General features: G+C 72.1%; 28 protein-coding genes and 1 tRNA gene. 8 read left to right on the top strand and 21 right to left on the bottom strand.

Translation table 11 applies throughout. The features are described 5' to 3' along the window. Nucleotides 1–6: 6 nt before the first annotated feature. Nucleotides 7–891: a mycothiol conjugate amidase Mca gene (gene mca, locus FCL41_RS03340; RefSeq protein ID WP_137067378.1), complete on the bottom strand. Its 885-nt coding sequence runs from the start codon at nucleotides 889–891 to the stop codon at nucleotides 7–9. Nucleotides 892–948: 57 nt separating this feature from the next. Here mca and FCL41_RS03335 point away from each other — a divergent pair, with 57 nt between their 5' ends. Both FCL41_RS03335 and greA read left to right on the top strand, forming a co-directional pair. Continuing rightward, nucleotides 949–1344, top strand: coding sequence for a DUF4307 domain-containing protein (locus tag FCL41_RS03335; RefSeq protein WP_170970363.1), 396 nt, complete (start codon nucleotides 949–951; stop codon nucleotides 1342–1344). A gap of 144 nt (nucleotides 1345–1488) precedes the next feature. After that, nucleotides 1489–1980: a transcription elongation factor GreA gene (gene greA / locus FCL41_RS03330; RefSeq protein ID WP_137067380.1), complete on the top strand. Its 492-nt coding sequence runs from the start codon at nucleotides 1489–1491 to the stop codon at nucleotides 1978–1980. Between the two features lie 77 nt (nucleotides 1981–2057). Here the strand turns inward: greA and ilvA are convergent, their stop codons facing one another. Genes ilvA through FCL41_RS03315 form a run of 3 tightly spaced genes read right to left on the bottom strand, consistent with a single transcriptional unit; the run spans nucleotide 2058 to nucleotide 5835 of the window. Beyond that, nucleotides 2058–3272, bottom strand: coding sequence for a threonine ammonia-lyase (ilvA, locus tag FCL41_RS03325; protein ID WP_137067381.1), 1215 nt, complete (start codon nucleotides 3270–3272; stop codon nucleotides 2058–2060). Then, nucleotides 3269–4645, bottom strand: coding sequence for an AI-2E family transporter (locus FCL41_RS03320; protein WP_239021751.1), 1377 nt, complete (start codon nucleotides 4643–4645; stop codon nucleotides 3269–3271). Before FCL41_RS03320 ends, ilvA begins: the two co-directional genes overlap by 4 nt. A 29-nt stretch (nucleotides 4646–4674) precedes the next feature. After that, complete coding sequence (locus tag FCL41_RS03315; protein WP_137067382.1) at nucleotides 4675–5835, bottom strand: cystathionine gamma-synthase; 1161 nt, start codon at nucleotides 5833–5835, stop codon at nucleotides 4675–4677. Nucleotides 5836–5924: 89 nt separating this feature from the next. On the opposite strand from FCL41_RS03315, the gene msrA reads away from it, so the two are divergent. From msrA to FCL41_RS03300, 3 genes are all read left to right on the top strand, one after another. Further along, nucleotides 5925–6569 (top strand): peptide-methionine (S)-S-oxide reductase MsrA, encoded by a 645-nt coding sequence (gene msrA, locus FCL41_RS03310; RefSeq protein WP_137067383.1) that lies wholly within the window; start codon nucleotides 5925–5927, stop codon nucleotides 6567–6569. A gap of 88 nt (nucleotides 6570–6657) precedes the next feature. Next, entirely contained in the window at nucleotides 6658–6969 is a 312-nt protein-coding gene (locus FCL41_RS03305; RefSeq protein WP_137067384.1) for a hypothetical protein, read from the top strand. A 198-nt stretch (nucleotides 6970–7167) separates the two neighbouring features. Next, the gene (locus tag FCL41_RS03300) at nucleotides 7168–7617 is read left to right on the top strand and encodes a hypothetical protein (RefSeq protein WP_137067385.1); all 450 of its coding nucleotides are present in this window, start codon (nucleotides 7168–7170) and stop codon (nucleotides 7615–7617) included. On the opposite strand, the gene FCL41_RS03295 is transcribed toward FCL41_RS03300, so the two are convergent. The 4 genes from FCL41_RS03295 to FCL41_RS03280 all read right to left on the bottom strand — a co-directional run bounded on the left by FCL41_RS03295 (nucleotide 7589) and on the right by FCL41_RS03280 (nucleotide 12971). Continuing rightward, the gene (locus FCL41_RS03295; protein ID WP_175422338.1) at nucleotides 7589–8983 is read right to left on the bottom strand and encodes a carboxypeptidase-like regulatory domain-containing protein; all 1395 of its coding nucleotides are present in this window, start codon (nucleotides 8981–8983) and stop codon (nucleotides 7589–7591) included. The two genes, FCL41_RS03300 and FCL41_RS03295, sit on opposite strands and share 29 nt — an antisense overlap. Nucleotides 8984–9066: 83 nt before the next feature. Beyond that, nucleotides 9067–11091, bottom strand: coding sequence for a vWA domain-containing protein (locus FCL41_RS03290; RefSeq protein ID WP_137067387.1), 2025 nt, complete (start codon nucleotides 11089–11091; stop codon nucleotides 9067–9069). Then, nucleotides 11088–11558, bottom strand: a complete 471-nt coding sequence (locus FCL41_RS03285) for a GNAT family N-acetyltransferase (protein ID WP_137067388.1) — start codon at nucleotides 11556–11558, stop codon at nucleotides 11088–11090. The genes FCL41_RS03290 and FCL41_RS03285 overlap by 4 nt, the downstream gene beginning before the upstream one ends. A gap of 12 nt (nucleotides 11559–11570) precedes the next feature. Continuing rightward, nucleotides 11571–12971 (bottom strand): magnesium chelatase ATPase subunit I, encoded by a 1401-nt coding sequence (locus FCL41_RS03280; RefSeq protein WP_239021750.1) that lies wholly within the window; start codon nucleotides 12969–12971, stop codon nucleotides 11571–11573. 74 nt (nucleotides 12972–13045) lie between these two features. Between FCL41_RS03280 and FCL41_RS03275 the strand changes: the two genes are divergently transcribed. Continuing rightward, the gene (locus FCL41_RS03275) at nucleotides 13046–13474 is read left to right on the top strand and encodes a YchJ family protein (RefSeq protein ID WP_239021749.1); all 429 of its coding nucleotides are present in this window, start codon (nucleotides 13046–13048) and stop codon (nucleotides 13472–13474) included. Here FCL41_RS03275 and FCL41_RS03270 read toward each other — a convergent pair. Genes FCL41_RS03270 through FCL41_RS03260 form a run of 3 tightly spaced genes read right to left on the bottom strand, consistent with a single transcriptional unit; the run spans nucleotide 13464 to nucleotide 16325 of the window. Further along, a complete protein-coding gene (locus FCL41_RS03270; protein WP_137067389.1) occupies nucleotides 13464–14105 on the bottom strand; it encodes a YigZ family protein in 642 nt (213 codons plus the stop codon). The two genes, FCL41_RS03275 and FCL41_RS03270, sit on opposite strands and share 11 nt — an antisense overlap. Beyond that, nucleotides 14105–14884, bottom strand: coding sequence for a sulfite exporter TauE/SafE family protein (locus FCL41_RS03265; RefSeq protein WP_137067390.1), 780 nt, complete (start codon nucleotides 14882–14884; stop codon nucleotides 14105–14107). Before FCL41_RS03265 ends, FCL41_RS03270 begins: the two co-directional genes overlap by 1 nt. Nucleotides 14885–14900: 16 nt before the next feature. Then, nucleotides 14901–16325: a cystathionine beta-synthase gene (locus FCL41_RS03260; protein WP_137067391.1), complete on the bottom strand. Its 1425-nt coding sequence runs from the start codon at nucleotides 16323–16325 to the stop codon at nucleotides 14901–14903. Nucleotides 16326–16381: 56 nt separating this feature from the next. Here FCL41_RS03260 and FCL41_RS03255 point away from each other — a divergent pair, with 56 nt between their 5' ends. Further along, on the top strand, nucleotides 16382–17389 hold the full coding sequence (locus FCL41_RS03255) for an SGNH/GDSL hydrolase family protein (RefSeq protein ID WP_137067392.1): 1008 nt from the start codon (nucleotides 16382–16384) through the stop codon (nucleotides 17387–17389). Nucleotides 17390–17480: 91 nt separating this feature from the next. On the opposite strand, the gene FCL41_RS03250 is transcribed toward FCL41_RS03255, so the two are convergent. Next, the gene (locus tag FCL41_RS03250) at nucleotides 17481–18335 is read right to left on the bottom strand and encodes a Bax inhibitor-1/YccA family protein (RefSeq protein WP_137067393.1); all 855 of its coding nucleotides are present in this window, start codon (nucleotides 18333–18335) and stop codon (nucleotides 17481–17483) included. A 132-nt stretch (nucleotides 18336–18467) separates the two neighbouring features. Further along, nucleotides 18468–19937 carry a hypothetical protein gene (locus FCL41_RS03245; protein WP_137067394.1) on the bottom strand — a complete coding sequence of 490 codons (1470 nt, stop codon included), beginning with the start codon at nucleotides 19935–19937 and terminating at the stop codon, nucleotides 18468–18470. An 84-nt stretch (nucleotides 19938–20021) separates the two neighbouring features. Between FCL41_RS03245 and FCL41_RS03240 the strand changes: the two genes are divergently transcribed. After that, nucleotides 20022–20996, top strand: coding sequence for a zinc-binding dehydrogenase (locus tag FCL41_RS03240; protein ID WP_137067395.1), 975 nt, complete (start codon nucleotides 20022–20024; stop codon nucleotides 20994–20996). Nucleotides 20997–21013: 17 nt separating this feature from the next. On the opposite strand, the gene FCL41_RS03235 is transcribed toward FCL41_RS03240, so the two are convergent. The 8 genes from FCL41_RS03235 to FCL41_RS03200 form a co-directional block, all read right to left on the bottom strand. Next, nucleotides 21014–21087: transfer RNA gene (locus FCL41_RS03235), tRNA-Leu, on the bottom strand. 21 nt (nucleotides 21088–21108) lie between these two features. Beyond that, a complete protein-coding gene (gene def / locus FCL41_RS03230; protein WP_137067396.1) occupies nucleotides 21109–21672 on the bottom strand; it encodes a peptide deformylase in 564 nt (187 codons plus the stop codon). Next, the gene (locus tag FCL41_RS03225; RefSeq protein WP_137067397.1) at nucleotides 21669–22199 is read right to left on the bottom strand and encodes a glycine cleavage system transcriptional repressor; all 531 of its coding nucleotides are present in this window, start codon (nucleotides 22197–22199) and stop codon (nucleotides 21669–21671) included. Before FCL41_RS03225 ends, def begins: the two co-directional genes overlap by 4 nt. 10 nt (nucleotides 22200–22209) lie before the next feature. After that, complete coding sequence (locus tag FCL41_RS03220) at nucleotides 22210–23133, bottom strand: EamA family transporter (RefSeq protein ID WP_137067398.1); 924 nt, start codon at nucleotides 23131–23133, stop codon at nucleotides 22210–22212. Between the two features lie 65 nt (nucleotides 23134–23198). Continuing rightward, nucleotides 23199–24035: a uracil-DNA glycosylase gene (locus tag FCL41_RS03215; RefSeq protein WP_137067399.1), complete on the bottom strand. Its 837-nt coding sequence runs from the start codon at nucleotides 24033–24035 to the stop codon at nucleotides 23199–23201. A 74-nt stretch (nucleotides 24036–24109) separates the two neighbouring features. Further along, complete coding sequence (locus tag FCL41_RS03210; RefSeq protein ID WP_138868048.1) at nucleotides 24110–25045, bottom strand: Ppx/GppA phosphatase family protein; 936 nt, start codon at nucleotides 25043–25045, stop codon at nucleotides 24110–24112. After that, nucleotides 25042–25569: a DUF501 domain-containing protein gene (locus FCL41_RS03205; protein ID WP_137067401.1), complete on the bottom strand. Its 528-nt coding sequence runs from the start codon at nucleotides 25567–25569 to the stop codon at nucleotides 25042–25044. Before FCL41_RS03205 ends, FCL41_RS03210 begins: the two co-directional genes overlap by 4 nt. Next, nucleotides 25566–26129 carry an FtsB family cell division protein gene (locus FCL41_RS03200; protein ID WP_239021748.1) on the bottom strand — a complete coding sequence of 188 codons (564 nt, stop codon included), beginning with the start codon at nucleotides 26127–26129 and terminating at the stop codon, nucleotides 25566–25568. Before FCL41_RS03200 ends, FCL41_RS03205 begins: the two co-directional genes overlap by 4 nt. Between the last annotated feature and the right edge of the window lie 49 nt (nucleotides 26130–26178).

Below are 26178 nucleotides of genomic sequence, written 5' to 3'. Positions count from 1 at the left end.
AGTGTGTCAGGCGCCCGGCTGGATCCCGGCGAAGAGGTCGTCCTCGGGCAGCTCGCTGGCGACGTGGCTCACGACCAGCTCGAAGTCCTCCGTCGGCCAGACCTCCTGCTGGAGCTCGCGCGGCACCCAGAACCAGAAGCCGTCGGGGTCGATCTGGGTCGCGTGGGCGAGCAGCGCCTGGTCGCGCACGCCGAACCAGTCGGAGCACTCCACCCGGGTCGTGATGCGCGCGTCGAAGGCCGGGTCCGGCGTCCACTTCTGCAGCCGCTCCCCGTAGGGCGACTCGAGGCCGTGCGCGAGCATCGCGTCGTGCAGCGCCTGGGTGCGCGGACGGTTCATGCTGTGCTGGTAGTAGAGCTTCAGCGGCTGCCACGGCTCCCCCGTGCCCGGGTAGCGCTCCGGGTCGCCGGCGGCGTGGAACGCCTCGACGGCCACCTTGTGGCACATGATGTGGTCGGGGTGCGGATAGCCACCGTTCTCGTCGTACGTCGTGACGACGTGCGGACGGAACTCCCGGATCAGCCGGACCAGCGGCTCCGCCGCGACGGCGGGGTCCATCAGCCCGAAGCAGCCCTCGGGCAGCGGAGGCTTCGGGTCGCCCTCGGGCCACCCGGAGTCGACGAAACCGAGCCAGTCCTGGCGTACGCCGAGGATGTCGCGCGCCCGCTCCATCTCCTGGCGGCGCACCTCGGTGATGTTCGCGGCGATGTCGGGCCGGTCCATCTTGGGATTCAGGATCGAGCCGCGCTCACCCCCGGTGCAGGTCACGACGTGGACGTCGACGCCCTGGGCGACGTACATCGCCGTGGAGGCAGCCCCCTTGCTCGACTCGTCGTCGGGGTGGGCGTGCACGTGCATGAGGCGGAAGCCAGCGCGGGGACCTGCGGACATGGACCCGAGTCTAGGCGCGGGGGCGTGGCAGTTGCTCGCCGATGGCACCCTTGGTGCGTGACCAACCAGGCTGAGCTCGATGCGCGCTACGGCGCCTCCTCCCCGATCCGCCGTCAGGCCACCATCGCCGCCAGCGTCGCCCTGGGCGTCGTCTTCCTGGCCTGGGTCGCCTGGGCCGCCTTCTTCCACGGCGCCCCCGCCGCCGAGTCGCAGGTCGTGGGCTACGACGTCATCGACAAGCACGCCGTCGACGTACGGGTGCAGGTGCAGCTCGACGACGTCGACGAGGCCGAGTGCGTGGTCCGGGCCATCTCGGTGGACAAGTCCGTCGTCGGCGAGCTCGCCTTCACCGGCACCGACGGCGTCCAGACGGTCACGGTGCGCACCGAGCGCGAGGCCACCAGCGTCGAGATGGTCGGCTGCCGCGCCGAGGGTCAGACCCGCTGGCGCTGACCACCCTGCTGGTCACGGCCCCCGGACGTGCCCCCTGTTGCTACAGTGGTCGGAACATCCGACCCGCAGGGCTCCCAGGGAAGTGGTCGTGACACTCACGACGAGCCCGGCGGGTTTTGCTTTTGTCCACACAGGAGTGAATCCATGACCCAGAGCGCAGGCACCATCTGGTTGACCCAGGAGGCCCACGACAAGCTGCAGGCTGAGCTCGACGACCTCAAGGGCCCGAAGCGCCAGGAGATCATCGACCGCATCAGCGCGGCTCGTGACGAAGGCGACCTGAAGGAGAACAGCGGCTACCACGCCGCTCGTGACGAGCAGGGCAAGCAGGAGGCCCGCATCCGTCAGCTCGAGGACATGCTGCGCCGCGCGGAGGTCGGGGAGACCCCGCCCGACGACGGCGTCGTCGAGCCGGGCATGCAGGTCACCGTCAAGTTCACCGACTTCGACGACGAGGAGACGTTCCTCCTCGGCGCCCGCGAGATCGAGGAGGAAGGCCTGACGGTCTACTCCCCGCAGTCCGCCCTCGGCGCAGCCATCAGCGGCCACAAGGTGGGCGACAAGGTCTCCTACGAGGCGCCGAACGGCAAGAAGATCAACATCGAGATCACCGGCGCCGTGCCGTTCACCGGCTGAGTCTCACTGGCTGAGTCCCACGGCTCGCGCACCACGCACCACCACGAACGGCGTCCGGGTCACCCGGGCGCCGTTCGTCATTCCTGGATGCGGTGGCCGCGCTCCCGCAGCCGGGCCAGGACCTCGGCGGCGTGCTCGGCACTGCGCGTCTCGAGCTGCACCCGCACCTCCACCTCGTCGAACGCCAGGGTCGGCGACATCCGCTCGTGGGTCACCTCCAGCACGTTGCCGCCCACCTCGCCGATCTCGGCGAGCAGGCGGGCCAGCCCTCCGGGGCGGTCGTTGATGCACACGCGCAGGTAGAGGTAGCGGCCCGCAGCCGCGAGTCCGTGGCGGATCACCTTCCCGAGCAGCAGGGGATCGATGTTGCCGCCCGACAGCACCGCCACCGCTGGCGTCTCCACCCGACCGGGGTCGTCGAGGAGCGCGGCAACAGCGGCCGCTCCTGCGGGCTCCACCACCATCTTGGCCCGCTCGACGAGCGCGAGCAGGGCACGGGAGAGCGACTCCTCCCCCACGGTCCACACGTCGTCGACCAGGTCGCGTACGAGGGAGAAGGTCACCTCGCCGGGCAGTCCGACGGCGATCCCGTCGGCCATGGTCTGCATCTGCTCCAGCGCGACCGGGCGGCCGGAGGCGAGCGAGTACGGGTAGGCCGCGGCACCGGCTGCCTGCACGCCGATGACGCGTACGTCGGGACGCAGCGCCTTGACCGCGAGCGCGACGCCCGCGAGCAACCCGCCTCCGCCGGTCGGCACGAGGACGGTGCGCACCTGCGGCACCTGCTCGAGGATCTCCAGTCCGCAGGTGCCCTGGCCCGCGACGACGTCGGGGTGGTCGAAGGGATGGATCAGGATCGCGCCGGTCTCCTCGGCGTAGTCCCGGGCGGCAGCGAGCGCCTCCTCGAGCCGACTGCCCTCGAAGACCACCTCGGCGCCGTAGCCCCTGGTCGCCCGCTCCTTGGGGATCGGCGCCCCCTCGGGCATGTAGACGCGGGCGGCGATGCCCAGCCGCTGCGCCGCCAGCGCCACGCCCTGGGCGTGGTTGCCGGCCGACGCGGCGACCACGCCGCGCTCGCGCTCCTCGGGCGACAGGCCCGCCATGCGGACATAGGCACCGCGCGCCTTGAAGGAGCCGGTGCGCTGGAGGTTCTCGCACTTCAGGTGCACCGGGCCGCCGGCGATGCTGGAGAGCCAGCGCGACTCCTCCATCGGCGTACGCACGGCCACGCCGCGCAAGGTCTCGGCGGCACGGTGTACGTCGTCGATGCCGGGCAGGTGGAGCTCGCTCATCGCGTCTCCTCGGCGGGAGCGGCCGGTTCGGGTGCCGTGGGCGCCGGGGCATCTGGTCCCGACGCGCGTGGTCCCGACTCTCCGGGATCAGGTTCGTCCGGTTCGAGGAGCTCCTCCTCGGCGTCGGTCACCGCGATCTCGTCGGCCTCGGCCTTCCCCGCCAGGTGCACGACCACGGCGTTGATCGCGGCGACCAGCGGCACCGCCACCAAGGCACCGGCGACGCCGGCGGTGAGGAGGCCCGCGGCGATGGCGACGATCACGCCGAGCGGGTGCACGGAGACGAAGCGGCCCATCAGGAAGGGCTGGAGCACGTTGCCCTCGATCTGCTGGACCACGATCACGCCGATCAGCATGAAGAGCGCGGTCAGCGGGCCCTGGTCGACGAGCGCCACCAGCACGGCCACGGCACCGGCCACGGTGGCGCCGATCATCGGCACGAAGGCACCCAGGAAGACCAGCACGCCGAGGGCCAGGACGAGCGGCACGTCGAGCCACCACGCCACGAGCATGACGCCCACGGAGTCGACGAGGGCGACGATGACCGTGGCCCGGACGAACTGGGTGAGCGAGACCCAGGCGACCCGGCCCGAGGAGTCCACGTGCTGGCGCGCGGCGCGCGGGGCGAGGCGCACGATCCAGGTCCAGATGCGTTCGCCGTCGGCGAGGAAGAAGTACATGGCGAAGAGGACGATGAAGAACCCGGCCGTCACGTTGCCGATGGCCGTGCCGAGGTCGGCCGCCTGGCTCAGCGCGCCCGACTTGGACCACTCGGTGATGGCCGCCTGAACCTGGCCGATGTAGTCGTTGATCTGGCTGTCGGAGGCGTTGAGTGGTCCGTCGCGCAACCAGGCGCGGATCTTCTCGAGTCCCTTGACGACCTCGCCGGCGAGCTCCTTGGTGCCGTTGACGACCTGCTGCCCGGCAAAGGTGAGCAGCATGCCCACCACCCCGACGGTGAGGAGCACGCCGAAGATCGAGCCCAGACCACGGGGCACGCCCACGTTGCGGGCGGCACGCACCATCGGCGAGACGAGGGCGGCCAGCAGCAGCGCGACGGCCAGCGGGAAGGCGATGAGGGCGAACCGGTTGATCGTCCACAGGATCACGTAGCCCGCGGCGACGATGACCAGGAAGCGCCACGACCAGGCCGCAGCGAGGTCGAGTCCCCAGGGCACCTGGGCGCGCGAGAAGTTCGAGGAGCCCGACCTCACCGGCGCCACCGACGCCTCGGCCCGGCGCTCGGCACGCAGGTGCGCCCACTGCTGGGCGAGCTGCTGCGTCAGGCGCTCCGCGAGCCGCTCCCCCGCGCCGTCCTGAACGGGCCCTGATCCTGCGTGATCAGACTGGTCGCGTCCCTCGTCGTTGGTCACCGGGTCAGGTTACCGAGACCGGCGCAGGATCAGCCGAGCGCGCGCCCGAGGTCGGCGATCAGGTCCTCGACGGTCTCGATGCCGACGGAGAGGCGGATGAGGTCGGCGGGGACCTCGAGCTCGGTGCCCGCGACGCTGGCGTGGGTCATCCGGCCGGGGTGCTCGATCAGCGACTCGACGCCACCCAGGGACTCCCCGAGGGTGAAGACCTCCGCCTTGGCGCAGACGTCGAGGGCGGCCTGCTCGCCGGCTGCCACCCGGAAGGAGATGATCCCGCCGAAGCGCTTCATCTGCCGCTTGGCGACCTCGTGGCCGGGGTGCGCCTCAAGACCGGGGTAGATGACCTCGGCGACGGCCGGGTGGGCGGCGAGGAACTCCACGATCTTCTCGGCGTTGTCGCAGTGGCGCTCCATGCGGACCGCGAGGGTCTTGAGGCCGCGGTGGGTCAGGAAGCAGTCGAAGGGGCCGGCGACGGCGCCCATGGAGTTCTGGTGGAAGCCGATCTTCTCGGCGATCTCGGGGTCGTTGACGACGATGGCGCCGCCCACGACGTCGGAGTGGCCACCGACGTACTTCGTGGTCGAGTGCACGACGATGTCCGCGCCCAGCGCCAGCGGCTGCTGGAGGTAGGGCGAGGCGAACGTGTTGTCGACGACCAGCAGGGCCCCGCCCTCGTGGGCGACGGCGGCCAGCGCCTCGATGTCGGCGACGTTGAGCAGCGGGTTGGTGGGCGTCTCGACCCAGACGAGCTTCGTACGGCCCGGCTCGATCGCAGCGCGCACGGCCTCGGGGTCGGCCACGACGGCGGGCGTGTGGTCCAGGCCCCAGACCTTCGCGACCTTGTCGAAGAGGCGGAACGTGCCGCCGTAGGCGTCGTTGGGCAGCACGACGTGGTCGCCGGGGCGGCACAGCGCGCGGATGATGGTGTCCTCGGCGGCGAGGCCGGAGGCGAAGGCGAAGCCGTGGGCGCCGCCCTCGACCGCGGCCAGCGCGCCCTCGAGCGCCGTACGCGTCGGGTTGGCCGAGCGGCTGTACTCGTAGCCGCCGCGCAGGCCGCCGACACCGTCCTGCTTGTAGGTGCTGGTGGCGTAGATCGGCGGGATGACCGCGCCGCTCATCTCGTCCGGCTCGTAGCCGGCGTGGATGGCCCTGGTCTCGAATCCGGCGGAGTCCCACTGCTGCTCAGTCACGCGAGCGAGCCTACGCGGGAAGTCTCACGACCATCAAAGCGTTACGTTGGGCGAACACCTCATCCAACCCCCATCGTGTGGAGTCTCCCGTGCTCTTCGGCCGCCTCAAGTCCTCCGTCCCCACGCCCGACCAGGCGCTGCCGGGTCGCCCGTCGCGCCCTTGGACCCTGGGCCAGCACGTGGTCCTCGGGACGCCGGTGGTGAGCGACGAGGTGCCCGAGGGCCTCGAGGTCGCCGTCTTCGGGCTCGGCTGCTTCTGGGGAGCCGAGGAGTTCTACTGGCAGGTGCCCGGCGTCTGGTCGACGTCGGTGGGCTACGCCGGCGGCACGACGCCGAACCCGACGTACGAGGAGGTGTGCTCGGGCATGACCGGCCACACCGAGGCGGTCCGCGTGGTCTTCGACCCGAAGGTCGTCCCGTACGCCGAGCTGGTGAAGCGCTTCTTCGAGATCCACGACCCCACGCAGGGCATGCGTCAGGGCAACGACGTCGGCACCCAGTACCGCTCCGCGATCTACACGACCACCCCCGAGCAGGAGGAGGTCGCGCGCGAGCTCACCCGGGCGTACGCCGAGGAGCTGCAGCGCCGGGGCTTCCCCGAGGTCACCACGGAGATCGCCCCCGCCGGTGAGTACTACTACGCCGAGGACCCGCACCAGCAGTACCTGGCGAAGAACCCCAACGGCTACCGCTGCCACGCCAAGACCGGGATCGCCTTCCCCGAGACCGCCTGAAAGAGCCAGGTGCCGCTCGGTTCCGCTCTCCTCCACAGGAGAAACAGAGGGGTGTCGCTCGACCGCGGGAACCGCTGGATTCGAACACATGTTCGAAGACGTGACGACCCCCGGCGACCTGGTCGCGTTGGCCCGTGCCAACGCGGCTGCGGTGCGTCGCGCGGAGGCGGACACGCTGTTGATCGCGTACGCATGCGCGGTCGCCCACCCCGCCTTGCCTGACGGTTCCGACGCGGCGGTCTTCCAGGTCGCGGAGGCCACCATCCACGCCTGCCCGGCGCTGCCGGCCGAAGGTGTGGCGTGGATCGACCAGCAGGTGGCGCCGTTCATCGAGAAGACCGGGCGCGCCCAGGTGGACCGCCTTACCTGGCGACGCTGTGCCGGAGCCACCATCGGTTGAAGAGCCACCCGGCTGACCACCATCCCGGCGTAGGGCGTTGACACGGCACGAGTTGCCTCGTGACGGCTGTGGTGGCCCAGCACAGGGCCTTGCGCAGGGCCCCGGTGTGAACGACCTGCGGGGACCTGCGCAGAACCTTCACGTGACGGCGACATGATCCCCACCCGCCGAGGCGTCACGCCGACGAGACTCCTGCCCATGCTCCGCACCTCCACCGCCCTCGTCGCGGCCCTGATCACCCTCCTCGGCTGGCTGGGCGTCGCCGTGGCCCGCTACCTCTCGCCGATGGTCACCGTGGCGCCGGAGCACGAGATCGAGCCGGGGGGCGCCTTCGGCATCTTCTTCCTCCTCATCGCCCCCTACCTGATGGCCTCGCTGTGGGTGGTGCCCACCGGGATCGCGGCACTGGTCCGCCCCGCTGCCGGCTGGGCGCTGGCGCTCACGATGGTCAACGCCGTCGCGCTGTGCCTCTTCGCGGTGTGGATGCTCGTGGGTGGCTTCGAGCCGTACTACCGGGTGTTCCCCTGGCTCAAGCCGTACGCCGCGCTCGCCGCACCCGCCGCCGTCCTCGGCTTCGGTCTCGCGGCCGGTGTCGCGACCACCCCGGTCACCACCCCGGTCACCGCACCGTCGCCCTCAGACCGGTGACCCTCGCCCCGAGCGCGACGTCGATCCGGCTGGAGTCCGCGGGCTTCCTGACGCCGGGGTGATAGGAGCGGAACTGCGTCCCGCGGGGCGTGTCGACGACGTACTCGACCAGGGTCGGGCCGGGCGGCACCCGGGCGATCCTCCACCGCCCCCGCTTGTCCGTCGTCGCGCTCTGGCCGCACGCTGCCCGCGAGTTGCCCAGCGACACTCGCACTCCCGACCGTGGGGTGCCGTCGGGGCGGACCACACGCCCCGAGAGCGTCGCGACGGCGTCGTCGACGAGGGCCCACGTGCCGTCACGGCCGGCGACCACGTCGAGCCTCGACGTCCCGGTGCCCACGCACCGCGGATCGGTGTGGGCGCTCCACTCCCCGGTCCCGAGGCGTACGGCGAAGTGGCCGGACGCGTCGGTGCGCACAGTTCGTCGCTGGTCGGCGATCGGGGGGAACCGCGGATCCACCACGACCCACCCCGCGCTGAAGCCGATCTCCCGGCCGGGCAACGGGGTCCCGGCCGAGGTGGTCAACCGACCGGTGACCGTCGCTGGCGGGGGCACCTCGACGTCGACGTCCACCGACTCCCCCACGGCGACGGGGTGCAGCTGGGCCTCAGCCGGGGAGGCCGCCGACGGCGCGTAGGTGATCCCGCTGCGAGGGCTGTCGGCGAGCACGCGGTAGTCCCCCGGGAGCAGGCCGTCGACCTCGTACTCCCCGGACCTGGCGACCGCCGACCGGGAGACGGTGGTCCACCCGCGTCCCGTGCGTCGTTCGAGGACCACCTCGGTGGCCGCCGCCACGTCGCCGGACTCGCCTGCCGTGGCACTGCGGACCGCGGGGCCGGGCTCGGCCACCGTCCCGCGGATGCTGGCAGCCGGCAGCACGTCGAGGTCGAGCACCACGTCCTGCTGCGCATCGACCCGGAAGTCGCGGGCCAGGTCGACGGTCGCCGCCCCTCCGAACCACCAGGTGGCCCAGAGGCCGCCGTCCGGCGACACGACGAGCCGGTGCGGTCCGGCGTCGACCTCCGGGATCTCGTACGTCCCGTCGGCGTCCGTCGTGTCGCTCCAGGTCGGCCCGAGAAGGACGCTGCTGGTCGCGCTGGGGCGGGCCGCCCGCGAGACGAAGGGCCCGGTCACCACCTCGACGACGACACCCGCCGCCGGCGCACCGTCGACGTCGTGGACGACGCCACGCACGGTCCCGGTAGGACGTTCGGGCACGGCAGTGGGTACGTCCGCCGTGGTCGGCAGGCCCCGCGCTTCGGGCGGCTGCCCCCACGCGAAGCCCGCACCGACGGCAGCGATCAGCGCCAGCCCGCCCAGCAACGGTCCACTCTCCTGCAGTGCCCGGCGTACGCGCTGACGCACCGGGCGCTGGTCCCTAGGAGACCCTCTTCCCATCAGGTCAGTGTGGCGTAGACCACTCCCGAACGCGAGACCCTAGAGGCGCCTCATCCGACCCAGTCACCACGTCCGCCCCAGCCGCCCCAGCCGCCGAAGTCGCCGAAGCCTCTTGTCTGGCGGCCACTGGACCGGGAACCGAGGTAGGACCCCACCACCGCGGCCCCCAGGTCGTCGAGCTCGGGCGAGACCATCCGCCCGTCCACCCGGCGCGCCATCGACTCGATGAAGCGCGCGAGCCCGGGATCCTCGCCGAGACGGAAGAAGGTCGTCTGCGCGCCGAGGCGACGTACGTTGTCGAGCTCGCGCACCGTCTTGGCCAGGGTGACGGGGTGCGGCGGGTAGTCGAACCAGACCTGCCCGTCGGCCTCCAGGTGCGAGGTCGGCTCGCCGTCGGTCACCACCAGCAGGACGGGCTGGGCGCCGGGGTGTCGGCGGAAGTGGCGGTTGGCCAGGAGCAGGCCGTGGTGGAGGTTCGTGCCCTTGTCCCAGCGCGCGTCGAGGGCGGTGAGCTCCTCGATCTCCATGGTGCGGGCGTAGCGCCCGAAACCGACCAGCTGCAGGTGGTCGTTGCGGAAGCGGGTGCGGATGAGCTGGTGCAGCGCCAGGGCCGTGCGCTTCATCGGCACCCAGCGCCCGTCCATCGCCATCGAGAAGCTGGTGTCCACGAGCAGCGCCACCGCCGCCTGCGTCCGCGCCTCGGTCTCGGCGATCTCGATGTCGTCGACGTCGATCCGTACGCCGGCGGCAGGGGACTCCCCCTCCCCCACGGTGCGGCGGATGGCGTTGGTGAGGGTGCGGGTCACGTCCCAGGGCTCGGTGTCGCCGAACTCCCAGCTCCGCGCCGACCCGGTGAGGTCACCCGCGGCGCCGCTGCGGCGTACGTCGCGCTGCCCCTGGCGGCCCGACAGCTGCGTGGCCACGTCGCGCAGCAGCGACTTGCCGAGCTGGCGCATGGCCCGCGGACTCAACCGCAGGTCACCCGTGGATCCACGCTCGAGGTAGCCGGACTCGCGCAGGGCCTTCTCCAGGTCGGCCAGCGCGCGCGCCTGCACCGCAGCGTCGTCGCCCAGCTGGCGGGCCAGCGCGTCGAGGTCGACGTCGTCCATCCGGGCACCGGCGTAGGACTGGGCCAGCTGCTCGGCGAGCGCCTCCAGGTCGGCGACGTCCTGAAGCACGCCCGTCCCGTCGCCCAGGCCGAGGCCCTCGTCGCCGGAGAACCGCTCGGACCCGTTCCAGTCCTCGCCGGGCCGCAGCGACCGGAGGTGCTCGTCCATCTGCGCGAGCTGGTCGGCGAGCTCGGGCGACCCGAACGCCTGCGCGGAGAGCTGCATGAGCTCGTCGCGCTGCTCGGGCGACATGGAGTTGAGCATCCGCTGGGCCGCGGCGCTGCGCTCGGCCAGGGCGTCCAGCAGCTCATCGACGTTGCGCGGCTGCTCGGGGAAGAACTCCCCGTGCTTCTCCATGAAGTCGGCGCACTGGCTGCTCGTGTCCTCCCCGCGGGCGTGCGCGGCGAGCAACGCGTTGAGGTCGGTGAGCATCTCGTTGATGCGCTCGCGGTCCTCCTCGGTCGCGCCCTCCAGCGCCTCCTTCATGCCGGCGAACCGCTGGTCGAGCATCTCGCGACCGAGCAGGTCCTTGATCTCGTCGTACTTCGCGCGCGCCTCGGAGCTCGCCCACTCGTAGCTCGACAGCTCGGTCACCGCCGACGCCGTCGACGGCGGGAGGCCGTCGAGCCGCATCTCCCGGAAGGCCCGGTCACCGTCGTCCATCGCGACGTCGCGCGCCAGCTGTCCCCGCTCGGCCAGCACGGCCTCGTCGAGCAGGCGTCGTACGTCGTCGAGGGTGCCGTCGAGCCGGTGCTCGGTGAGCAGCTCACGGCGCTTGCGAGCGACCTGCGCGGCGAGCTCGTCGAGCCCTTGCTGGTCCTGGGGTCCGCGACGCAGGTACTCCGAGAGCGCCCGCTCCGGCGACGCCCCGGCCATCACGTCCTCGCCGATGGCGCTGAGCGCCTCGGCCAGGTCGACCGGCGGCGCGAGCGGGTCGCCGCCGGCGTACCGCTCGTACTTGCTCATCTGTCCCGGTCCAGCCTGGCCCAGACCTGCCGCGGGAACGGCGGGTCGTCGACGACCTCGGCCACGCCGAACCCGTTGCGCTGGCAGAAGGCGGCGGCGTTGTCGTCGCCCTCGGGGTAGCGGGTCCAGAGCGCCCGGTCGTCGACCAGGTCGACCACCTCGTTGAGGAGCCGGGTGCCGACGCGCTGGCCCTGGAAGTCGGGGTGCACGTGCAGCGTGCTCATCACGAACCGGTCGCGGTCGTCGATGGTGGCCGAGACCAGGCCAATGATCCGCCCGTTGACCTCGCCCACCACGAAGACGCCGTCCTCGAGCGTGGCCGGGATGTCCTCGACCTCCCAGCGCTCCAGCTCGCGGGCGGCGTAGCGCGGGTCGATCGGGTCGTACGTCGCAGGCAGCACCACCTCGACCAGCGCCCGGATCTCCTTGGCGTCCCCGGGAAGCGCCTCCCTCAGCTCGACGTGCATGCGTGTCCCTTCTCAGCCATAGACCGTCTCAGCCCCTGCAGAGTCCTTGCCGATCCGACGGGCCAGGTAGAGGCCCTCGAGGGCGAGCTCGACGGCACCGGCAATCTCGCCGGGCGTGCTGGCCCCGACCCGGGCGGCGACCTCGTCGTAGACCTCCGACTCCCCCAACCGGGGCAGGCCCGCGAGGAAGTCGCGGGCCGTCATCTGCGCGCCCGTGGCCACGGTGGCACCGTCCTCGATCGCCTCGACCAGCAGCCCGAGGTCGACCCCGGCCAGGTGCTCGCGCACGGTCGACGCGACGGCGGTGCGCAGCAGGTGGGTGAGGATCTCGCTCTCGCGACCTTCCTCGCCCGTCTCGAACTCGACCTTGCCGCGCAGCACGGAGACGGCCGCGTCCAGGTCGACCAGCCGGGCCACGGCCTCGTCCTCCCCCTGGCGGGTCGCCCGGTGCAGGGCCGCCGCGGCCACGGTCTCGGCTCCCGCGATGGTGAAGCGGGCGCTGACGCCGGAGCGCTGGTCGACGGCGGAGGAGTCACGCAGGGCACGGGTGAAGCGGGCCAGCACCTCGAGCAGGACCTCCGGCACCTCGGCGACGAGCCCGGCCTCCTGCCGGATCACGGCGAGCTCGTCGGCCAGCGCGACGGGGTAGTGGGTGCGGATCTCGGCCCCGAAGCGGTCCTTGAGCGGGGAGATGATGCGGCCGCGGTTGGTGTAGTCCTCGGGGTTGGCGCTGGCGACCACCAGCACGTCGAGCGGGAGGCGCAGCAGGTAACCGCGGATCTGGACGTCGCGCTCCTCCATCACGTTGAGCATCGACACCTGGATCCGCTCGGCCAGGTCGGGCAGCTCGTTGATGGCGACGATGCCGCGGTGGCTGCGCGGCACGAGCCCGAAGGCGATGGTCTCGGGGTCACCGAGGTGACGCCCCTCGGCCACCTTCATCGGGTCGACGTCACCGATCAGGTCGGCCACCGAGGTGTCGGGGGTGGCGAGCTTCTCCGCGTAGCGCTCGGAGCGGTGCACCCACTCGATCGGCAGCGCGTCGCCCTGGGCCCGGGCAGCGGTGATCCACTGCGGAGTGATCGGGTCGTAGGGGTGCTCGCCCAGCTCCGACCCGGCGATCACAGGGCTCCACTCGTCGAGCAGGTCCACCAGGCTGCGCAGCAGGCGCGTCTTGCCCTGCCCACGCTCGCCGAGCAGGACGATGTCGTGGCCGGCGAGGATGGCGCGCTCCACCTGCGGGATCACCGTGTCGCCGAAGCCGTGCAGTCCGGGCCACGGGTCGACGCCGTCGCGCAGCTGCGCGAGCAGGTTGGTGCGCAGCTCGTCGCGCAGGGTGGTGTGCTCGTGGCCGGACTCCCGGAGCTCTCCGACGGTGCGGGGGGACGGGGCCTGCGTTGCGATGCTCGTCACACCCACAACCTAGCCCGTCGGCCCAGCCAACCCCAGAGCCCCTACGTCCCACGCCCGGCCGATAGGCTCGACCGGTGCTGCAACCCGAGTGCCCCTGCGGCGGAAGTGACGCCGAGCGAGCGACGTACGACGCCTGCTGCGGCCGGTTCCACCGCGGCAGCGAACGTCCCGCCACGGCGGAGGAGCTGATGCGCTCGCGCTACTCAGCCTTCGCGCTGGGTCTCGACGACTGGGTCTTCACCACGTGGCACCCTCGCACCCGTCCCGACGACGTGCGCAGCGACCCGACCACCACGTGGACCGGCCTGGAGATCCTCGACACCGCCGACGGCGGGCCCGGCGACGAGACCGGCGAGGTCGAGTTCGTGGCGACGTGGCGCACCGCGGAGGGGCAGGAGGGTCGGATGCACGAGCGCAGCCGCTTCGCCCGCCGCGCCGGTCGGTGGCTCTACGTCGACGGCGACGTCGACAACGACGTCGACGGGGCACCACTCACGCCCTGAGGTCGACCCAGCGCTCCCCGGCGCGTGTGAGCTCACCCCGACCGGCGGTCAGCTCGGCGACCTGGACCCCCAGCGCCTCGCCGTCCTCGGTGCCGAGCAGCAGCGTCACGCGGGCGTCGTACGTCGTGTCGAGGACCTGCACGCCCCGCGAGCGCAGGTCGCTCTCGACCCGGCCCGCCTCGCCGTGGTCGAGGACCAGGCTCCACTCCTGCTGGAGGCGTCGCTCCAGCGTCCTGACCTCGGCGAGCCCGGCCTGGACGGCGTCGCCGTAGGCGCGGACCAGTCCCCCCGCACCGAGCAGGATCCCGCCGAACCACCGGGTCACCACCGCGACGACGTCGCTGACGCCCTCGCCACCCGCTCCCCGCAGCACCTCCAGCATCGGGGCGCCGGCGGTGCCGGCCGGTTCGCCGTCGTCGTTGGAGCGCTGGACCATGGCGTCGGCTCCGAGCACGAAGGCCGAGCAGTGGTGCCGGGCGTCCCAGTGGGCGCGACGCTTCTCCTCCACCACGGCGCGGGCCGCCTCCTCGGTCTCCACCCGGCGCAGGGTGCAGAGGAAGCGGCTGCGCCTCACCTCGATCTCGACCTCGCCGTCCCGCGCGATCGTGAGGTAGCGGGTCGGCGCTGCCATCAGCCCCACCACCCGAGCAGGCCGCCGCCGATGCGGACCACGAACCCGGAGACCACGACGATGAAGAAGATCCGGACGAACCCGGCGCCGCGTCCGATCGCGACCCTGGCCCCGAGGTAGCCGCCGACCATGTTGGTGGCGCCCATCGCGAAGCCGATCCCCCACAGCACGGCGTCGTGGCTGGCGAAGACCAGGATGGCGGCCAGGTTGGTCGCCCAGTTGGCCAGGCGAGCCTTGGCCGAGGCCTCGAGGAAGTTGTAGCCGAGCACCCCGACCAGGCCCATCACGAGGAACGACCCGGTCCCCGGTCCCATCGCTCCGTCGTAGAACCCGACGACCAGGCCGATGGCGAGGGCGCCCAGCGTGTGGTGGTGGCCCGCGAAGCGCAGCGCGGTCGTGCTGCCCAGGGTCGGCTTCGCCACGACGTACGCCCCGACGAGGACCAGCACGACCAGCACGATCGGCTCGAAGGCCGCCTTGGGGATCATCGCGGCGACTCCGGCCCCCATCGCGGATCCGCCGAAGGCGGCCAGCATGAGGGGCAGGAACGTGCGTGGGTCGGGCCGCACCCGTCGGGCGTACGTCGCCGCGGCCACCGTGGTCCCGCAGATGGAGGCCAGCTTGTTGGTCGCCAGGATCTGCACCGGGGACGCGGCCGGCAGGCCGAGCAGCAGGGCGGGCAGCTGGATCAGCCCGCCGCCGCCGACCACGGCGTCGACGAAGCCCGCAGCGAGCGCTGCCACGAGCAGCGCCGCGAGGACCTCGTACGAGATCTCCACCGTGGGCGGCGGCCGCTCAGCCCTTGGCCAGGTTGGCCAGCAGGTCGTGACGGGTGACGACGCCGACCGGAGCACCGTCCTCGTGGACCAGGACCGCGTCGGCCGTCTCGAGCAGGTGCACCGCGTCCTGGACCGGTTCGCTGGCGCCGATCGAGGGCAGCGGGGAGGACATGTGCTGCTCGACGGCGTCGGTCAGCTTGGCCTTGCCGGTGAAGAGGGCGTCGAGCAGGTCGCGCTCGGAGACCGAGCCGGCGACCTCGGCCGCGACGACCGGGGGCTCGGCGCGCACGACGGGCATCTGGGAGACGCCGTACTCCTGGAGGATGTGGATCGCCTCGGCGATCGTCTCGCCCGGGTGGGTGTGGACCAGGTCGGGCAGCGCGTCCTTCTTGCCGCGCAGGACCTGGCCGACGGTGACCTCGGCGTCGGCGTTGGTCTCGGTGGCGAAGCCGTACTGGCCCAGCCACTGGTCGTTGAAGACCTTCGTCAGGTAGCCACGGCCCGAGTCGGGCAGCAGGACGACGATGACGGCGTCGTCGCGACCCTCCTCGGCGAGCTCGACGGCGAGCTTCTTCGCGGCGAAGGCCGCCATGCCGGACGAGCCGCCGACGAGCAGCGCCTCCTCGCGGGCCAGGCGGCGGGTGAAGGCGAACGAGTCGGCGTCGGAGACCTCGATGATGCGGTCGGCGACGTTCTTGTCGTAGGTCTCGGGCCAGAAGTCCTCACCGACGCCCTCGACGAGGTAGGGGCGGCCGTCGCCACCCGAGTAGACCGAGCCGGCCGGGTCCGCGCCGATCACCTGGACGTCACGACCCTCCTTGGCAGCCTGCTCCTTGAGGTAGCGGCCGATGCCCGAGATGGTGCCGCCAGTGCCGACACCCGCGACGAAGTGGGTGATCTTCCCTTCCGTCTGCGCCCAGATCTCGGGACCGGTGGTCTCGTAGTGCGAGCGCGGGTTGTTCGGGTTGGCGTACTGGTTGGGCTTCCAGGCGCCGGGCTGCGAGGCCAGGCGGTCGGAGACGTTGTAGTAGGAGTCGGGGTGCTCCGGCGCCACCGCGGTCGGGCAGACCACGACCTCGGCGCCGTACGCCCGCAGCACGTTGCGCTTGTCCTCGCTGACCTTGTCAGGGCAGACGAAGATGCACTTGTAGCCCTTCTCCTGGGCCACCATCGCCAGGCCGACGCCGGTGTTGCCGGAGGTGGGCTCGACGATCGTGCCGCCCGGCTGGAGCTCGCCGGAGGCCTCGGCGGCCTCGATCATGCGGGTGGCGATGCGGTCCTTCACGGAGCCGCCCGGGTTGAGGTACTCGACCTTCGCCAGGAGCAGCGGCCCCTTCGGCTCGCCGTACTTCTCGACCTGCAGCTCGGGGGCCAGCGAGGTCGACAACTTCAGGAGAGGAGTGTTGCCGATGAGGTCCAGGAGCGAGTTCACGTACTGCATGAGCGTCAATCTAGCCGGGGCAAGGTCGCAAGCGTGAACTCCGTAGACTGGCCCCCGTGAGCAAAGCGTCCGCAGCACGTCGACTGGCCGCTGCAGCCGCCTACGGGGGCCGCGGCCTCTCCCTCGTCAGCGCCGCGCTCTACGGCATCCTGGTCGCGGAGGCGCTGGCAGCTCGCAAGATGATCGGACGCGCGACCAAGCCCGTCTTCGACGCCACCGGCTACTACGGCCGCGGACGCCCCGGCCCCCCGCTGGAGGTCGCCCTGCTGGGTGACTCCTCGGCGCTCGGCTACGGCGTCGACCAGGTGGAGCACACCCCGGGCGCCTACTGGGCCTCCGGCATGGCGGCCGCGGCCAACCGTCGGGTCCACCTGCGCTCCTACCCCGTGATCGGTGCCCAGTCGTCCGACCTGCGGACCCAGGTCGACCGGGTCCTCGAGGCACGCTGCGACGTCGCGATGATCCTGGTGGGGCCCAACGACGTCACCCACATGGTGCGCCCGGCCGCCTCGGTGCGTCACCTGGGTGAGGCCGTCCACCGCCTGCGCCACGCCGGCGTCGAGGTGGTCGTCGGGACGTGCCCCGACCTCGGCACCATCCGCCCGATCCTCCCGCCGTTGCGTCAGCTCGCCCGTCACTGGTCGCGTCGTCTCGCCGCCGCCCAGGCGATCGTGGCGCTCAACGAGGGCGCCCGCACCGTGTCGCTGGGCGACATCCTGGGTCCTGAGTTCGCCGCCGAGCCCGCCGAGCTCTTCGGCCCCGACAAGTTCCACCCCTCCCCCGAGGGCTACCACGCCTGCGCCGACGTGCTGCTGCCGACGACGCTGGTCGCCCTGGGCCTGGTCGAGCCCGACGAGCTCCTGCCGACGGCGCAGCGCGGCGAGGGCGTACGTCAGACCGCGGCCGCCGCCGTGGAGGCCGCCGACCGGGCCGGTACCGAGCTGGACCCGCTCGACCTGACCAGCAGCCGTCGCACCAGCCGCGGACGCTGGGTCGAGCTGCGTCACCGCCGCCACCCCCACACTCCCGAGGCCGAGACCCCTTCGCCGGTCGACGTGCCCTGACCAACGCTGGAACCTGACCAACGCAGGAACCCCGCGCCGACCGAGGTCGGGGCGGGGTCCTGAGGGTGTACGAAGTGCCGCGAGGCGTCGCTCAGTCGTCCTGGAAGAAGGCCAGGAGGCGCAGCAGGTTGGTGTAGATCCAGACCAGCGAGACGGTCATCGCGAATGCGGCGGTCCAGGAGTTGCGCTCCTCGATGCCGGCGGCGACGCCCTGCTCGACGAAGTCGAAGTCCATCAGCAGCATGAAGACACCCATGACCAGGCCGAGCACAGCGAAGATGAAGCCGATCGGGCCACCGCCGAAGAGGCCCATGTCGATGCCAGCAAAGCTCAGCACGAGGGAGAGCACGCTCAGGCCCACCATGCCAAGCACCACGGCCATGACGCCGCGCTTGAACTTGTCGCTCAGCTTGATGTCGAAGAACTTGTAGGCGGCCAGGGTGCCGGCGAAGGCAGCCATCGTGCCGAGCACCGCGTTGGTCACGATGCCCGGGAACATGTTCTCGAAGAAGACGCTGATCGCGCCGAGGGCCACACCCTCGGCCGCCGCGAAGGCCAGCACCAGAGCGGGGCTGACCACGCGCTTGAACGAGTTCACCAGGGAGAGCACGAAGGCGAGACCGCAGCCGGCCATCGCCGCCATCTCGATCTGGCCGACCTTCTCGGCGCTCCACGTCGAGGCGTCGCCAGCCCACAGCCACGTCGCCATCGCGGTGACGATGACGACGGCGAGCGTGATGCCGGTCTTCTGCACCACGCTGTCGATGGTCATCCGGGCGACGGGTGCCTGCTGGGTCGGCGCGCCGGTGCCCCACTGGGACGGGTCGCCGTACTGGCCGTAGGGGTCGGCCTGGCCGTAAGGGCTCTGGCCGTAGGGGGACTGGGTCCGGGCGCTCGATCCGTTGAACGCCTCGGACCGGTTGAACACCGGGTTGTTGCTACGCATGGCTGGTCTCTCCTTGGAGGCCTCGGACGTGGTCTGGCTGACCCCGCTCGCTGTCGTGAACTCTACGGGTGACGTGGAGTACAACGCCCGGCCGCGTGTGGGTGTTCCCGCCAGTTGCCGTCAGTTTGCGCCTCAGCCGACCCGGACGCTGACGACCGAGCGCGCCGGGGTGGTCGTCGCCGAACCTCGGTAGACCGCTGCCGGACCGGGGAGAGCGGGCCGGGTGGAGGCTCGGGTGACCCGGGCCCGGGTGACCCGGAGCCTGGAGGTCGTCACCTTCGCCGCGTGGACCGAGCTGCCCGCGTAGGAGACCTTGACCTTGCGCAGCCCCGGTCGGCGGAACGTGCCGAAGGACACCCGTGCGACGCCCTGCGAGAGCTGGGCGGTGCGCGAACGGCGACCGACGTCGACGGCGACCCTCCCTCGTACGACGCCGCCGGAGGACGCTGTGGCCCTCACCGTGACGACGGCCTTGCGACCGGCCTGCACCCGTGGCGCCTTCACGGCGAGCGTGGGCACGACCTTCTCCTCGGTCGAGGAGCACGGCAACGTGCCGGCCCAGATCGCGTGGCCGGCGTTGTTGGAGTCGTTGCTCCAGAAGACGGGCCGCGACCCGTTGGCGCAGCGCGACGCCGGGGCGACCGTGAACCCCTCGTTGTTGCGGTTGGGGAGCGCGGTCGGGCGGGCGTACACGGTCGATGCGACGAACCTGCCGCCACGGATCTGGGCGGTGGTGATCCGCCCGTCGCAGTCGTCGTCGCAGACGATCCACAGCCGCCCGGTGGAGGCGTCGAAGTCGAGGGCACGGACGTGGCCAAGCGGATTGGTGATCGTCGCCACCCGCACCGCGGTGCCGTCGTCCTTGAGCACGTAGCCCCGGACCTCACCCTTGGTCACCGCGGACTCCGCGGCGACGAAGAAGACGCCGTCGCCCACCTGACCGGGATGGGCCGACGGGGCGTAGACCGCTCCCCTGGCCTCGTCGACGAAGCCATGAGCGACCAAGAAGGAGTTCGGCACGAAGTCGAGGGACTCCAGGCCGGCGTTGGCCCCCAGGGGTGGGAAGTCGTCCTTGAGGCTCCACTCGCGGGTCGGGCCCAAGGTGGCCCCCGTGCCGGAGAGCGGAACCCTCAGGATGCTGAGGCGTGAGACGCCGGTGTCGTCGCGCTCGGTGGAGACCCAGGCGACGGAGCCCTGCACCACCAGTCCCTCCGCGTCGGGACGCCTGCCGTCGGGGAACGTGAACGTCTTGCCCTCGCCCCACGAGTCAGCCGTGTCCGGACGCCACCTGCCCGAGCGCTGGACCAGGCGGTGGATCAGGCCCGCCCGGTCGCCCACCCCCCACAGCACGTCAGCCGCGGCGGTGGCCCCCGTGCGGTAGGACAGCCCGCTCACGTCGGTGCCCAGCTCTTCCTGCACGTCGACGGCCCGGGCGGCCTGGCCGCCGGGCCACGGCTCGATCGCCGCGGCCCGGTCGGCCCCGCTCGTCGAAGAGCTGGGGCTCGCCGCCACCAAGGATGCGAGCACGAGCACCGCCACGCCCACCAGCCGCTGCATCCCCGCGCCCGTACGCATCCCGCTCCCGCGACCCGATCCACCCATCCGCCAACGGTAGTCAGGGGTGGGGGTCGCTCACACCCTTGAATTTGGGGAGTGCGCCTTGACGCGGCTGCCACACTCCACGACATGCGCGCACTCGTCCAGCACTCGTTCGGCGACCCCGGCCAGGTCCTCACCGTGGAGGAGGTGCCGCTGCCCGAACCCGGCCCCGGAGAGGTCCGCGTCCGCACCCTCATGGCCGCCGTGCACAACCACGACCTGCTCACCGCCGCCGGTCTCTACGGCATCCGCCCGAACCTGCCCGCCCGGGCGGGCAGCGAGGCCGTGGGCATCGTCGAGGCGCTCGGCGAGGGGGTCACCTCGGTCGAGGTCGGCCAGCGCGTCGCCGCCTCCGCGGTCGGCACCTGGGCCGAACGGTTCATCGCCCCGGCCACGGGCCTGATCCCGGTCTCCGACGACCTGCCCGACGAGGCAGCGGCCCAGCTCTTCGCCATGCCCTTCAGCGCCGTCACGCTCCTCAACTCCCTCGGCCTCTCCGAGGGCGACTGGCTCGTCCAGAACGCTGCCAACGGGACGGTCGGGCGCTACGTCGCGATGATCGCCCGGGCCCGTGGCCTCAACGTCCTCGGGCTCGTACGCCGTGGCGCGGCGGTCGACGAGCTGGCCGCCGCCGGAATCGACCGAGTGGTGGCCACCGACGCCGACGACTGGCGTACGCAGGTCGCCGAGGTGACCGGCGGAGCCCCGATCAGGGCCGGCGTCGACTCCGTCGGCGGCCCCGCCTCGCGGCAGGTCTTCAGCCTGCTGGCGCCCGGGGGCGAGCTCGTCGTCTTCGGCGCCATGGACGCACTCACCGTGGAGCTGAACGTCGCCGACCTGCTCTTCCAGGGCAAGACGGTGCGCGGCTTCTGGTTGACCAAGCTCATGGGCACCATGACGCGCCAGGAGCGCGAGGCCGGCTTCACCGAGGTGATGACGCGGATCGCCGACGGGACGCTGCGCCTCACCGCGGAAGCGGTCTTCGGCCTCGACCAGATCGACCAGGCCGCGGCGGCCAACGCCCGCCCGGGTCGACGCGGCAAGGTGCTGCTGCGCCCCTGACGGGACCCGCCACTGGGTGCCCCCGGTGGGACTCGAACCCACACTGAACCGTTTTTAAGACGGCTTCCTCTGCCGATTGGGACACGGGGGCTACGCGATCACGCGCACAGCATCACAGATACGTCTGGCGCTGGTAGATCGCGTGGGCCCCGGCGACCCGGTCGAGGAACAGGTAGCCGTCGCAGTGGTCCATCTCGTGCTGCAGGCAGCGCGCCTCGAAGGCGTCGGTGCGGATCTCGACCCACTCGCCCGTCACCGGCAGCTGTCCGCGCACGAGGAGGCGGCTGGCGCGCTTCACGTCACCGGTGAGGTCGGGCACGCTCATGCAGCCCTCGCGGGCCTTCTCGTTGCGGCTCGACTCGACGACCTCGGCGTTGCAGAGGACGTACGTGCCGTGGTGCGTACGCGCCTTGGGATGCTGCGAGACGTCGACGCAGAAGACCTTGACGCCCACGCCGACCTGCGGGGCGGCAAGACCGACGCAGCCGGGCGAGACCCTCATGGTCGCGACCAGGTCAGCGGCCAGCTGGACGATCTCGGGGTCGGTCGGGTCGACCGTCGCGCCGTCGGTGGAGAGCACCGGCGCCGGCGCCGTGACGACCTCGAGGACGCGGCCGGTCACCCCGAGCTCGTCCTCCGTCCAGGCGGCGACACGCTCGTTGATCGTGGCGCTCACAGCTCGTCTGCCTCCACGGCGCGCAGGGTCGCCCCCACGCCGAGCTCGCTCGCCGCGGCCTTGATGTCGGCCTCCAGGGCGACGCCGTCCACGCCCTCGGGCAGGGAGACCTCGGCGACCACCAGGTAGAGCTCGCCCGCGAGGCGCGTGGTGAGGTCGGTGATGTTGCCCCCCACGCCGGCGACGACGCCGACGACGGAGGAGACGATCCCGGGGCGGTCACCGCCGTGCACGGTCAGCACCCACTGGGTGCCGGCGGCGGCGGGCAGCTCCTCGCGCGGGACCTCGCCGACCGTGACGGTCAGGGTGCCGTCGGCGGCGAGGGGCGCCAGCGCAGCGGCGATCTCGTCGCCCGAGACCGCGCCGGCGCAGACCAGCGTCATCGCGAAGTGGCCGCGCAGGAGCGTCATCGAGGAGTCCTCGAGGTTCAACCCGAGCGCTGCGAGGCGGTCGGTCGTCCAGGCGATGATCCCGGGTCGGTCGTGCCCCAGGACGGTGATGGCGTGGAGTGTCCCTGCGTCAGTCATGGCCCCATTCTCACCCGACACCCGCGGTCCGGTGCGCAGGACCCGCATTCGACGCCGCGCCGGGCGTGGCCCTCGTACGACCGCCACCCCCGAGCGCGACCGCCGCGACGCCCGCCAGGAGCAACGCGCCTCCGACCGCCTCGGCAGCGTTGGGCACCTCGCCCTTGACCAGCCAGGCAGCCGTCATCCCGACCGGAGGGACCAGGAGGGTGAAGGGCACCACGGCCGAGGCGCGGTGCCGGCCGAGCAGGGAGTTCCACAGGCCGTAGCCGACCCACGAGGCCAGTACGGCGGTGTAGGCCGTCGAGGCCAGCGCCTCCCAGGACAGGTGGGTCAGCGCGGCGGCGACCTCGTGCGGGCCCTCGACGAGCAGGCTCAGTCCGAACAACGGCACCGGCACCACGAGCGCCGACCACACCGTCATCGACAGGCCCGAGCTCGGCCCGACCCGGCGCGCGACCACGTTGCCGCACGCCCAGGAGGTCGCCGCCGCCAGCGTCAGGAGGAGGGCCAGGCCGGGCGTCGCCGCACTGCGCCCCAGCGCCACCACCCCCAGGCCCACTGCGCCGAGGATGACGCCCACGAGCTGGCGCCCGCTCGGTCGTTCGTGCAGGCGGACCGCGGCGAAGACCACGGTCAGCACGACCTGTGCCTGGAGGACGAGCGAGGCCAGGCCGGGCGGCATGCCCAGGGCGATCGCGGTGTAGAGCAGCCCGAACTGGCCCAGGCTCATGAAGAGGCCGACCTGGACCACGAGTGGCCACGGCACCGGTGGGCGGGCGACGAGGAAGATCGCCGGCAGTGCGACCAGGACGAACCGCATCGTCAGGAAGAGCAACGGCGGGACGTCCTCGAGCCCACGCTCGATGACGACGAAGTTGACGCCCCAGATGATGGCCACGAGGACGGCGAGCAGTGAGTCCTTCAGGGGCATGGGTCACATGCTCATCCCCGAGGAACCAGTGCGTCCATCCTTTTCGCGATGTTCACCCCGGCCCCTCATGTCTCTGCGGGGATCCCGGCCAGCTCGCGGGCCCGGAGGAACACCTCGTCGGTCATCTGCGGGGTCAGCCGGCGCGTGAAGGTGTTGTGTGGCGAGGGATGGAAGCAACCGATCAGGGTGATGCCGTCCAGCTCGACCTCGTGTCCGTGACCGAAGCTGGGGCGCGGCCTCGGCAGCGACACCCCGCCTCCCGCCAGGGCGTCGAGAGCACCACCCCATCCGTAGGCCCCGAGCGCCACGACGACCCGCACCGTGGGACGCAGCAGGGCGATCTCCCGGTCGATCCACGGTGCACAGGCGTCGCGCTCTGCCGGCGTCGGCTTGTTCTGCGGCGGCGCGCACCGCACCCGCGCCACCATCCGCGCTCCCGCCAGGCGCTGACCGTCGCCGGCATGCACCGACGTCGCCTGCGCCGCCAGGCCCACCCGGTGCAGGCTGGCGAAGAGCCAGTCGCCACTCGGGTCGCCGGTGAAGACCCGCCCGGTCCGGTTGCCGCCGTTGGCGGCGGGCGCCAGACCCACGATGAGGATCCGCGCCTCCGGGTCGCCCCAGCCCGGGATCGGCCGCCCCCAGTAGGGCTGGTCGGCGAAGGACGTCCGCTTCTCCTGCGCCACCGTCTCGCGCCACGCGACGAGCCGCGGGCAGGCGGCGCAGACGCTCACCTGTGCCTCGACCTCGGCCAGGCCAGCCGTCGCGGCCAGGCGGCGTACGTCCTCGGCCGAACGGGCGACCGGCGTGTCGGCCGACGCAGGATCCTCCGGCCACCCGGTGCCCGGCGGGACCGGCGACTCGAAGAGTTCACCCGTGAGGGGGTGCGGCAACGGGACGCTCACCCCACCACCCTGCCCCGGACGGCGTCAGCCCACTCGTCGGTGGACCGACTCAACCCACTCGTCGGTGGACCGACTCAACCCACTCGTCGGTGGACCGACCAGGCAATTCCCTCGAGGATGTCCGCCTCCGACACCGTCCAGGTGTCCACGCTCACCCGCGCCAGGATCCGGTCCATGATCAGCGCGCCGGCGTCGATCACGTCGGCGCGACCCGGGTGCATGAAGGGCAGCGCCCGCCGCTCGGCCGTCGTGGCGGCCACCAGGTCGGCGCAGAACTCCCGCGCGGAGGCCACCGGGAGGACGGCGTGGTCGACCGCGTCGGCGTCGTACGCCGGAAGCATCAGCACGCCCGCTGCGATCGTGGTGCAGGTGCCCGCGATGCCGACCACGGTGGTGGCCGCGGAGATGTCGACGCCGGCTGCCTCGGCAGCGTCGAGGGCCGCCTCGATGTCGGCCACGCAGGCGGCGACCTCGTCCGGCGCGGACGGGTCGGAGTGCAGGTGACGCTCAGCCAGACGCACCGAGCCGATGTCGGCCGAGTGCGCGGCCACCGGGCCGTCGGCGTCGCCGAGGATCAGCTCGGTGGAGCCGCCACCGATGTCGATGACCAGCACGGGGTGGGCGACCTCGCCGGCCAGCCCGCGGATGGCGCCGGAGTAGGCCAGCTGCGCCTCCTCCGCCCCCGGGATGACCTCGGGACGGACACCGAGCCGGGCCTGGACGCCCTCCGCGAAGACCGCTGCGTTGGAGGCGTCCCGGGTCGCGGAGGTGGCGCAGAAGCGGATGCGGTCGGGAGTGACCCCGTGCTCGGCGATGAGCACCGCGTACTCGTCGAGCGCCGCGAAGGCGCGCTCCAGGGCGTCCGGGTGCAGCTCGCCGGTGGCGTCGACGCCCTGACCCAGGCGGACCATGCGGGTCTGGCGCACGGCCACCTGCGGCAGGTCGCCGATCAGCAGCTTGATCGTGTTGGTGCCGCAGTCGATGGCGGGCGATGGTCGCCACCGCGTCACTCCTGGGCGGGAGCGTCGGCGTCACACGACCCGACGCAGGGGCCGTCGGCCCACCACTCGCCCAGCAGGTCGAGGACCTCGTCGCCCAGCGGGTTGACGCCACGTCCCTGGGCCAGCGACTGGCCGGCGAGCACGTGCAGGCACTTCACGCGGTCGGGCATGCCGCCGGCGGAGATCCCCTCGATCTCGGGCACGTCGAGCCCGGCCGCGGCGCCGATCTCGGCCCGCGCCGCGAGGTAGCGCTCGTGGGCCCGCCGGTAGGCGGCCGCCAGCTCCGGGTCGGCGCCCAGGCGCTCCTGCATCTCCTTCATCAGGCCACTCCCCTCCAGCGTCCCGATCTTCGAGGCGGCCTTGGGGCACGTCAGGTAGTAGGTCGTGGGGAACGGCGTGCCTCCTGGCAGACGCGGCTCGGTGGTCACCACGTCGGGGTTGCCGCAGGGGCAGCGGTGGCCCACCTCGGCGATCCCGCGGGGCGTACGGCCCAGCTGTTGCTCGATCGCCTCGACGTCGGCCTGCTCGATCACTGCTTCTCCTGCTCGTTCTTCTTCACGCCGTCGATGACCTTCGGGGCGGTGGGCCGGGCCGGGGGCGGGTTGCCCGCCAGCTCGACCGAGGTCCACACAGTCTCCCACCACGCCACCGGCTCCTCCTTGATGACCTCGTCGGGATCGGCGAGCGCCGCGACGCTGTCGAGCGGCTCCCCGTTCTCGTCGAGCACCTGGTAGCCGGTCTCGCCCGGCATCAGGTAGCCGAGGTGCTGGCGGGCCTGGGCCTTCACGTAGGCGTCGTCGGACCAGCGGCGCTTCTCGCGCTCCAGCTCGGCGATCGCCTTCTCCGACTGCGCGATCTCGGCCTTCGTGCTCTCGATCGTGGCGCGCTGGTCGAGGTAGGCGCGCAGGGAGGAGGCGTACGAGACGCCGAGGACCAGCACCACGAGCAGCAGGATCGCCGCCCGGCTGGTGAAGCGGGTGCCCGGCGGCTGCGGCGGCCGGCTGGCCACCGTACGCGGTCCGCGAGCCGCGGCGGAGCTGCGCCCGGGACCGCTGCCGGTGGACTCGCTGGCGGACTCGCCGCGAGACGACACGGCGACCCGTGCCCGCGGGGATGCACCCCGCTGGCCGGGTCGCCGGCTA

This window comes from Nocardioides jishulii (genome assembly GCF_006007965.1).
Classification (GTDB): Bacteria; Actinomycetota; Actinomycetes; order Propionibacteriales; family Nocardioidaceae; genus Nocardioides; species Nocardioides jishulii.
Note: the sequence above shows the minus strand (reverse complement) of the source record. Positions and strands in the feature narration are given on the sequence as shown.